Origin of the sequence: Arthrobacter sp. (assembly GCF_031988865.1) — a bacterium.
In the GTDB taxonomy this organism is placed as follows: Bacteria; Actinomycetota; Actinomycetes; order Actinomycetales; family Micrococcaceae; genus Arthrobacter_B.
Genome location: NZ_DALZXY010000078.1, coordinates 7,633 through 17,390 on the forward strand (window position 1 = coordinate 7,633; position 9,758 = coordinate 17,390).

The following is a 9,758-nucleotide window of genomic DNA, read 5'->3' on the forward strand; positions in this document are numbered from 1 at the left end:
TTGACCAGTGCCTGGCCCGGTCCGGGGCTGGGAATCTCGGTCTCCTCCACGGCGAGCGCTTCACCGAGGTTTTTGACGATTGCGGCCTGCATGGATGCCATCGGGTTTCTCCTTCTTCGTGGGTAGAGGGGCGAACGCTGTGCAGGTCTTAGAAGAAGCCCTGCTTCGATTCGGCGTAGCTGACCAGCAGGTTCTTGGTCTGCTGGTAGTGGTCCAGCATCATGGCGTGGTTCTCGCGCCCGATCCCGGAGGACTTGTAGCCGCCGAACGCTGAATGCGCCGGGTAGGCATGGTAGTTATTCACCCAGACGCGTCCGGCCTGGATATCCCGCCCGGCCCGGTAGGCGGTGTTGCCGTCGCGGGACCAGACACCGGCGCCCAGCCCGTAAAGGGTGTCATTGGCGATTGAAAGCGCCTCGCCGTAGTCGGAGAAACGCGTCACCGATACGACGGGACCAAAAATCTCCTCCTGGAAGATCCGCATGTTGTTGGTGCCTTCGAACACCGTCGGCTGGACGTAGAACCCGTCTGCCAGGTCGCCGCCGAGGACGTTGCGGGCGCCGCCGGCGAGGACCTTGGCGCCTTCCTGCCCGGCGATGTCCATATAGGAGAGGATTTTCTCCAGCTGGTCATTCGAGGCCTGCGCCCCGACCATGGTGTTGGTATCCAGCGGATTGCCCTGGATGATCTGTGCAGTGCGGGCCAGCGCGTCGGACATAAAGCTGTCGTACATCGAATCCTGCACCAGCGCCCGCGACGGGCAGGTGCAGACCTCGCCCTGGTTCAGGGCGAACATATTGAATCCCTCCAGTGCCTTGTCGTAGAAGGCATCGTCCTGGGCAGCAACATCGGCAAAGAAGATGTTCGGGGATTTGCCGCCCAGTTCCAGGGTCACCGGGATAAGGTTCTGGCTGGCGTACTGCATGATCAGCCGGCCGGTGGTGGTTTCCCCGGTGAAGGCGATCTTGCGGATGCGCTTGGAGGAGGCCAGCGGCTTGCCCGCTTCCACCCCGAATCCGTTCACCACATTCAGGACGCCGGCCGGGAGCAGGTCACTGATCAGCTCCATCAGCACCAGGATCGATGCGGGTGTCTGCTCGGCGGGTTTCAGCACGACGGCGTTGCCGGCGGCGAGCGCCGGAGCCAGCTTCCAGGTGGCCATCAGGATGGGGAAGTTCCAGGGGATGATCTGGCCGACGACGCCGAGCGGCTCGTGATAGTGATACGCGGTGGTGTTGTCGTCGAGCTGCGAAAGCGTCCCTTCCTGCGCCCGGATCGCTCCGGCGAAGTAACGGAAATGGTCGACGGCGAGCGGCAGGTCCGCGGCGAGGGTTTCCCGGACGGGCTTGCCGTTATCCCAGGTTTCCGCGACGGCGAGCATCTCCAGGTTCTCTTCGATGCGGTCGGCGATGCGGTGCAGGATCAGCGCCCGCTCAGCGACGGAGGTCTTACCCCACGACGGCGCCGCCTTGTGGGCCGCGTCCAGGGCAAGGTCAATGTCCTCCGAGGTTCCCCGGGCCACCTCGCAGAAAACTTTGCCCGTAACCGGAGAAACGTTTTCGAAGTAGCCTCCCTTGACCGGGGCAACCCACTCTCCGCCGATCCAGTTTTCGTAGCGGGGCTTGAATGAAACGAGTGCGTCGCTCTGCCCAGGCTGCGCGTAAACGGTCATGATGATGTAGCTCCTTCTCTTCGATGACGCCGGTGTCATTTCCGTCGGTGGCCAGAACAGTACGCCGCAGCAGGTTGCATCCACGTAGCACCCGGAACGCCGCCGCGGCAGGCGCAGTGGCCAGGCTGCCCCCGGCGGCATTATTGTTGCCGTGGGCAAGTTTTCGCGGAACGGCTCTTCCTGAGCCGAGTAAGGACGGCCAATGGTCGAGGATTCCAGTGCCGGTGCCGGCACCCGGCACACCACCCGCTATACGCGCTATCGCTGGTGGGGCCTGCTAGCTGTCAGCCTCGGCGTCGCCATGATCATCATGGACTCCACCATCGTGTCCGTCGCCGTTCCCTCGATCGTGGCTGATCTGGAAATTTCCAGCACACAGATCCAATGGGTCCAGGAGATCTACACCCTGCTGTTCGCCGCCCTTCTCCTTACCTGGGGCCGGGTTGCGGACCGCGTGGGCAGGCGGCGGATCATGCTCATCGGCGTCGTCCTTTTTGTTGCGGCGAGCCTCCTGTGCGCAGCCGCCCAATCCGGCGGCATGCTGATCTTCGGCCGCGCCGTCCAGGGCCTGGGCGGGTCCATGATCCTGCCCACAACTCTGGCATTGCTGAACGCGAACTTCCACGGCCGGGAACGGGGCATCGCCTTTGCCATCTGGGGCTCGACCATTGGCGGCATGGCGGCCATTGGGCCGCTCCTGGGCGGATGGCTCACCGAGAACGCGAGCTGGCGCTGGGCCTTCGGCATTAACCTCCCGGTTGGGGCTCTGATCATCGCCGGCCTGCTGCTGTTCGTGGCGGAATCCTCCGAGCCCGTCCCCGGGGCCGCGCAGCGCCTGGATATCGGCGGGGCAGCGCTCTCCATCCTGGGCTTCGGAGCGCTGGTGTTTGGCCTGATTGAAGGCCGCACCTACGGCTGGTGGACCGCCACCGAGGAAGCGCCCTTCCAATTCGGCGCTCTCTCCCCTATCCCTTTCACGTTCCTGCTCGCAGCCGTGGCCCTGATCTGCTTTGTGCTGCTGGAGCGTTCGCGGACTGCCGCCGGTAAGGGTGTGCTCCTCGATCTGTCCCTCTTCCGGATCCGGTCCTTCGCCAACGGCAATGTCACCGCATTGATCGTCAGTTTCGGCGAGTTCGGACTGATCCTCTCCCTTCCGCTGTGGTTCCAGAATGTCCTGGGGTACAGCGCCTTCGAAGCCGGATTGGCCCTGCTGCCGCTGGCTGCAGGCTCCTTTATGGCCAGCGGCGCCGTGGCGGCACTGGGCCGGAAGTTCAGCCCGGTAGTTGTGGTGAGGATGGGGCTTGGCCTGGAAATTCTCAGCATCGCCTCACTGGCCCTGTTCATCCGCCCGGACAGCACCGCCTGGCTTACCTCCCCGATTCTGCTGGTGTACGGAATGGGCGTTGGCCTGGCAACCGCCCAGCTGACCTCAGTAATTCTGGCCGAAGTGCCGATAGCCAGCAGCGGGCAGGGCTCGGCCACTCAAAGCACCGCACGGCAAACCGGTTCGGCCCTGGGAATCGCAGTTCTGGGGACAGCCTTCTTCACCACGCTCAGGACCGGGACCGAGGACCGGGTTGCCGGGGCCGTGGCAGAGGCGCCCCAGCTGGGCGGGCTTGTTGATTCAGTCAATGCCACTTCCGGCGGCAACATCCAGATGCTCGCGGCTAACCCGCAGACTGCCTTCATCGCCGATGCAGCCCGGGAGGCCATGACCAACGGTGCCGCACTCGCCGGTTGGATTGCTGCCGCTGCCTTGCTGATCGGCCTGCTGACCAGCCTGCGCATCAAGCCGGCCGGCACTCCCCGGAGCGAAGTAGCTGCCGACTCCCAGGCACCGGAGCAGGGCGGTCCACGCGATGCCGGCTAGCCGCTGCGCCTCACGCCAGATCACGTTCGATCCGCTGTAGTCCGGCGATGATGCCTGCCCGCCGGGGCGAGCGGGCCGGCAGCAGCCGCAGGGCGAGGCGCCAGGCCTCGGCGTCGTCCGCCGCTTCCGCCAGCCGCAGGTACTGCAGGAGCGTGTCGATGCCTGCTTCGGCCAGCACTGATTCCCGCAAAACGGAACTGAGGCCGCGCCGAAGTTCCGTGATCCCTGGAGCCTGGGAGTGGGGAAGCACTTCTCCGCGGTAGATATTCAGTGCCAGCCGGTGAGCTCCGCGTTCCAGGCAGGACCGCACCTGCCCGGCGTCGACCACCAGTTCCCGGGGAAGGCGGTACGGGCGGGACCGCGGCACCATGTCCGCTCCGTGGGGAGCAACGCGTGCCAGCAGTTTGCGCAGCCGAAGCATCTCAGCGCGGACCGTGCCCACCGATGACTCCTCCGGGTAGGCCAGGACGGCCAGTTCCTCTGCGGTCAGGCCCCGGGGGTGCAGCGCCAGCAGGGCCATCAGCTCCGAGTGGCGCAGACTCAGCTGCAGGCTGGAACCGCCCAGGCAGAGCACCGCCGAATCCGTGCCCAGGATCTGGAGACTGTCCTGGTAGAGGCTGGGCCGCCGGCTGGGCATCTGAACCCGTTCCGGCGCCTGGGCCTGCAGGCGTTCAACACGCAGCTGGGTTTGGGCCGCCGTAACCGCCGCCTGGACCAGGGCCAGGGTATGCACGGCAACAGCTTCTTCCTTCCCCGTGATGTCCACGACCCCCAGCACCGCACCGGAGTCCGGATCGTGCACGGGGACGGCGGTACAGGACCACGGATGCACCTGCAGGCTGAAATGCTCGGCTCCGGCGATCTGCACACTCCGCCCGGTTGCCAGGGCGGTGCCGGGAGCGCTGGTGCCGATGGAGTTCTCCGACCAATCAGCTCCGGGCATAAACATCATGTCCTCTGCCCGGCGGCGCAGCTGCGGATCCCCGTCCACCCAGAGCAGGCGCCCGAGCTGGTCTCCGACGGCGATGAGGAGCCCGCTTTCCCGGCCGGGCTCCACCAGCAGCCGCTGGATCACAGGCATGATCGAGGCCAAGGGGTGGGAGGCACGGTACGCCTGGAGGTCTCCCCCGGCAAAAGCCAGGATGGGACGTGCATCGTCAGGATTCGGGTGGTGCCGCAGGGAGCGCTGCCAGGACTCCTTGACGCCGGGGCGGAGGGTGTCGGGGAGTTCACCCTGCACCCGCATGCTTTCGTGCGCCCGCCAGGCATCCTGCTGGAGGATTTCCGCTGTCCGGGGTATCCGTTCCCGGACGGCACTTCGACTTTGCTGCACCGTCCAACCTATCCGCGCTGATAAGGAGACCGCTTGCGCCGGAACCCTGATCACTGGTCATTGAACGTTCACCGCTGACCACTGCTCGTTTGCCGCCAGGTTCCGGGCAGCCTGAGGCTGCCTGACCATGGTGACACGTGGCGCCGTCCAGTTCCAGAGCACAACCATGCTGTTCCGAGACCGGGCGCTGCGGCCCGGCTGGGGCTGGGCGGGACGGAGCCGGCCGGGACAGAGCCGGCCGGCGCAGAGCAGCAGGGCGGGCCGTTAAACAGCCGAAGCCAGGACCGCGTGCGCGGTGCCTGGCTTCGGGTCCTGCGGCTGTTGGGCCGGAACCTGCTGCTGTTGGATCAGATGGGCCGGAAACCTACTGGCTGACCTGCCGTGACGTCCGGGTCATTTCCTCACGGTCCACAACCTTGACGCGTTCACGAACAAGCTCACCGATGCCCGGATCCCCGTGGACATAGCTGGCGCCGAGGGACTTCTCGTGAGCGTCGAGCTGCTTCCAGCCTGCCCAGGTGGTGTACTCGACGCCGCGCTCTTCGAGGAGGCTGATGATGGCGTCCGGCTCCGGTTCTTCTGCTGCAGGCAGCGTCCGGCGGTCCTCCAGCAGGAAGCCGATGGTTTCCAGGGCGTCACCCTTGGTGTGGCCGATGAGCCCGATCGGGCCGCGCTTGATCCATCCGGTGGCGTAGATCCCGGGAATCGGCTGGCCGGCATCGTCCACTACCCGGCCGCCTTCGTTGGGGATAACCCCGCGGCGGGAGTCGTAGCCGACTTCGGGCAGCTCGGAACCGAAGTAACCCACGGCGCGGTAAACGGCCTGGACGGGGTAGTCCACATACTCGCCGGTGCCCCGGGCATTGCCGGTGCCGTCGAGCTCGGTACGCTCCATCTTGATTCCGGCGACCTTGCCCGGAGTAGCAGGATCATCGTGGATCTCCACCGGAGAGTGCAGGAAGTGCAGGTGCAGGCGCCGCGAGGCACCGGTGTCCTGCTCCTCGACCAGCCAGTTGGTCAGGGTGTTGACCATGGTCTTGGTCTGGTTGTTGGTGCGGATCTGCTCGTCGGAGGCTTCGTCGAACTCGAAATCTTCGGGGTACAGGACAATATCCACGTCACGGGAGTGCGAGAGTTCGCGCAGTTCCAGCGGCGTGAACTTCACCTGCGCCGGGCCGCGGCGGCCGAACACGTGGACGTCGGTAACGGGCGACTTCTTCAGTCCCTCGTAAACGTTGGCTGGAATCTCGGTGGTCAGCAGGTCATCGGCGTGCTTGGAAAGGATCCGCGCGACGTCGAGGGCCACGTTGCCGTTGCCGATGACGGCGATTTCCTTGGCATCCAGGGGCCAGTCACGCGGAACATCCGGGTTGCCGTCGTACCAGGAGACGAAGTCGGCGCCGCCGAAGGAGCCTTCCAGGTCCACGCCGGGGATGTTCAGGGGGGCATCCTTGAGGGCACCGGTGGCAAAAATCACCGCATCGTAGAAGTGCCGGAAGTCCTTGAGCGTGAGGTCACGCCCGTAGTTCACGTTGCCGAGGAAGCGGATGTCACCGCGGTCCAGTACCTTCTCCAGCGCTTTGACGATGCCCTTGATCCGGGGATGGTCGGGGGCAACGCCATACCGGATCAATCCGTAGGGGGTGGGGTACTGATCGAAGAGATCAATGCTGACTTCGAAGTCCCGGTCGGCCTTGGTCAGGATGTCTGCCGCGTAAACGCCGGCCGGACCAGCACCGATAATGGCCACTCGCATGGGACGCTGCGAGCTGTCCGGGGCTGAATTAGACACGTATAGTCCTTCTTCTCTGGGGGTCCCTGATGGCCAGGGAGCAAGTCATTCAACTGGTCGCTGAACGCAAATGGCGCACAGTTCCCTATTCTAATTGCCGCCAACCAAAGCGTCTAAACCGCACCGGCCCTCCGCCGCGAAAATCCGCGCGGAATATGCGCAGGGCGTACTGCGTTGCAACGCACATGCCCAATGAGCAACCTCCCGGCAGTTCCCCTGCCTACGCCGCCTCAAGCTCCGCCACCCCGAAGCAGCAGGGAACGACGCCTTCGGTGCCGCCTGCGGCCGCAGCAGCCAACCGGCCGGAGCCGGAGGGAAGGCTCAGCGGATCCGGCCTGCTCTTTGGCATCGGCGCCTACACCATCTGGGGGTTCCTGCCGCTTTACTTCCTGTTGCTGGAACCGGCGGGGCCGGTGGAAATCGTTGCTGCGCGGGTGGTCTTCTCCCTGGTGTTCTGCGCGGTCCTGCTGACGATCATGCGCTCCTGGCGCCGGGCCTTCTCCGCCGGACGGGATCTGCGGCTGCTGGGCACGCTCTCCCTAGCCGCCGTCCTGATTGCCGTGAACTGGCTGGTTTTCTCCTGGGCCGTGCTCAACGGACACGCGGTGGAGGCCGCGCTGGGCTACTTCATCAACCCGCTGGTTTCGGTGCTGCTAGGAGTCTTCCTGCTGAAGGAGCGGTTACGGCCGTTGCAGTGGGCCGCCATTGCGGTGGGGTTCATCGCAGTCCTGGTCCTGGCGTTCGCGTACGGCAACGTTCCGTGGGTCGCACTGACCCTGGCGTTCAGTTTCGGTTTTTACGGCCTCGTGAAGAAGGGCGTGGGCGGGAAGGTCGACGCCGTTTCCAGCCTGTCGATTGAAACCGCCGTGCTGACGCCGATTGCCGCCGTCGTTCTCCTTGTGATGGCCACGAACGGCACCGGGACGCTGTTCGCTTTCGGGCCTGCGCATTTCTGGCTGCTGGCGGCCTCGGGCATCGCCACGGCGGTTCCGCTGATCCTCTTTGGTGCCGCCGCGGGCCGGCTGCCGCTGAGCATGCTGGGAATGCTCCAGTACCTGGCGCCGGTCCTGCAGTTCATCATGGCGCTGCTGGTGTTCCAGGAGGCCATGCCGCCCGAGCGCTGGGCCGGATTCGGGCTGGTGTGGCTGGGCTGATCCTCAGCATCGATCTGCTGGGGTCGCCGCGCCGGGCCAGGATGCGGCAGCCGGCTGCCGGCACCGTCTAGCTGCCCCGTTTACCCCCCCCCGTTTTGAGGGCTGCCCCGTTTAGCGGCCGCTGCTGCTCCATTCAACAGCAAAGCGCAGGACCAGATGGTCCTGCGCTTTGCTGTTGTGAAACGAAGGATTGCTAGGCCGCGGCCGATTCCGTGCGGGTCCGCCGCAGGTACAACAGGGCTGCCGCGCCGGCGATAATCATGACCGCACCCGATGCACCGAGTACCGTCTGACCCGAGGAGAACCCGGTCGAGGCGAGTTCGGCCGGTGCGCCCGGTCCAGCAGAGACCGCTACACCGAGGACGTTGACCTCGGGCTGCACGGTGAAGGCCTGCCAGCCCTCCAGCGTCCCATCCAGGTTGTAGAGAGCTACCCGGTGCTCCCCGGCTTCGAGGCCCGAGGGGATCTCGATCCGGAGGACGCCGTTGGCGTCAACAGTGAAGAGCCCGGCATTGACGGGCGTTGAGTGCAGGAACACCTGGTACTCGGCACCCGGGGTAAGGCCGGTGACGGTGAGAGCGCTGCCGCTGGTCCTGGTATCGAAGCTGCCGCGGGCCTCGGGGGTCAGCAGTGCCGGGTCGCTGGTCTGGAGTTCACCGCGTGCTGCGGCCGGGCCGGGCACCGGCGGATCAGTTGGTTCCGGGGCAGGCGGGTCAGTTGGTTCCGGAGCAGAGGTCTCAGGCACCGGGGTTTCGGCCGCTGCTGGATCCTCCGTCGGGACCGGATCCGGTGTCTGCGCGGGCTGCGTCGGCGACGGTTCAGCCGGGGCGGGAGGTTCTGTCACCGGATCGGACGGTGTTTCGGTGGGTTCAGGAGTTTGTACGGGTTCCGCTGGAGTCTCGCTGGGCTCCGGTGCCGGTGCGGTCTCAGCGGGCGGGTTGGTGGGAGCCGGTTCGGGAGCGGGAGCTGACGGTTCCGGGGTGGGAGCGGGAGCAGACGGCTCCGGTGCCGGCGTGGTTTCCGCCGGCGGAGCGGTCTCAGCAGGCGGGGTGCTCGGTGCCGGCTCGGGGACCGCAGGCAGCGTGGGTTCCGGAGCGGGTGCCGGCGGAGTGGGCTCAGGCGCGGGCGGAAGGGGTGCGGCGGTGCCGGCGTATTCACCGAAGTTGACGGTGGCCAGGTAGACACCCTTGTTGGGGCCTTCCGTTAGCTGGACAACGCCAATGCCGAGGTCCGTGTCAGCAGCCCGCAGCATGTTCGCGCGGTGCGGCGCCGAATTTGTCCACCAGGCGAAGGCCTGGTCGACGCTCATGTTCCAGGCGATGTTCTCCGACCAGGACTTGGCCCCGGCAGGATAGTTGGCCGCGAAGTTCGGGTTGTGCAGGAAAGTCCCGGCGCCGTGGACATTGGCGGTCTCGGCGGAGCTGAGGGTCCAGCCCTGTGACACGGCGGCGATCCCGCCATTCCAGGCCAGCGGCTTCAGCGCATGCTGGGCCCGGTATTCATTGATCAGGGTGTGGAGCCGTCCGGCTGCCTGCCCGTCGAGTGATGTGGCCGACGCCGGGGGAAGGGCCACCGCCGTCGCCCCCACGGCCAGCATCAGGGCAGCAAACGCCCCGGCGAGTTTCCTCAGTCGCATTCTTTAGATCCTTATGCCTCGAGACCCGCGGTTTTCTAACCGTGGCGGCCTTTTCCGCGCGTCCGACCCCAACGGCCGCGACACACCGCATGCGTGCGGTGCTTGACAAGCAATCTAACTCAGAGCTCCAGGATTCACAACAAACACATAAAGATCACAAGTAACACTGGCACCACGCGACAGGCCTGGAAGAGCCAGGCTCCCCCAGGCACCCGCCGTCGTTGTTCTCCCGTCATCCGTGCCCGGTCCGCAAAAACCCGCGGCCACTCCCCCGTTCTGCGGGAGTGGCCGCGGGTTTTCC

The 9,758-nt window shown here is 65.8% G+C and carries 6 protein-coding genes and 1 pseudogene; 2 read left to right on the plus strand and 5 right to left on the minus strand.

What is annotated here, in order from left to right; translation table 11 throughout:
• Together RTN46_RS13210 and RTN46_RS13215 are read right to left on the minus strand one after the other, a co-directional pair.
• A pseudogene (locus RTN46_RS13210) lies at positions 1-101 on the minus strand (quinone oxidoreductase); the annotation flags it as partial.
• A gap of 47 nt (positions 102-148) precedes the next feature.
• Positions 149-1,672 (minus strand): aldehyde dehydrogenase family protein, encoded by a 1,524-nt coding sequence (locus tag RTN46_RS13215; RefSeq protein ID WP_312182033.1) that lies wholly within the window; start codon positions 1,670-1,672, stop codon positions 149-151.
• Between the two features lie 202 nt (positions 1,673-1,874).
• Here RTN46_RS13215 and RTN46_RS13220 point away from each other — a divergent pair, with 202 nt between their 5' ends.
• The gene (locus RTN46_RS13220; protein ID WP_312182035.1) at positions 1,875-3,542 is read left to right on the plus strand and encodes a DHA2 family efflux MFS transporter permease subunit; all 1,668 of its coding nucleotides are present in this window, start codon (positions 1,875-1,877) and stop codon (positions 3,540-3,542) included.
• 10 nt (positions 3,543-3,552) lie between these two features.
• Here RTN46_RS13220 and RTN46_RS13225 read toward each other — a convergent pair whose 3' ends face one another.
• Both RTN46_RS13225 and RTN46_RS13230 read right to left on the minus strand, forming a co-directional pair.
• The gene (locus tag RTN46_RS13225; protein WP_312182039.1) at positions 3,553-4,788 is read right to left on the minus strand and encodes a GAF domain-containing protein; all 1,236 of its coding nucleotides are present in this window, start codon (positions 4,786-4,788) and stop codon (positions 3,553-3,555) included.
• Positions 4,789-5,239: 451 nt separating this feature from the next.
• A complete protein-coding gene (locus tag RTN46_RS13230) occupies positions 5,240-6,667 on the minus strand; it encodes an FAD-dependent oxidoreductase (protein WP_312182036.1) in 1,428 nt (475 codons plus the stop codon).
• A gap of 185 nt (positions 6,668-6,852) precedes the next feature.
• Between RTN46_RS13230 and rarD the strand changes: the two genes are divergently transcribed.
• Positions 6,853-7,821, plus strand: coding sequence for an EamA family transporter RarD (gene rarD, locus RTN46_RS13235; RefSeq protein ID WP_396157751.1), 969 nt, complete (start codon positions 6,853-6,855; stop codon positions 7,819-7,821).
• A 193-nt stretch (positions 7,822-8,014) separates the two neighbouring features.
• On the opposite strand, the gene RTN46_RS13240 is transcribed toward rarD, so the two are convergent.
• Positions 8,015-9,457, minus strand: a complete 1,443-nt coding sequence (locus RTN46_RS13240) for a CAP domain-containing protein (RefSeq protein ID WP_312182037.1) — start codon at positions 9,455-9,457, stop codon at positions 8,015-8,017.
• Positions 9,458-9,758 lie beyond the last annotated feature (301 nt).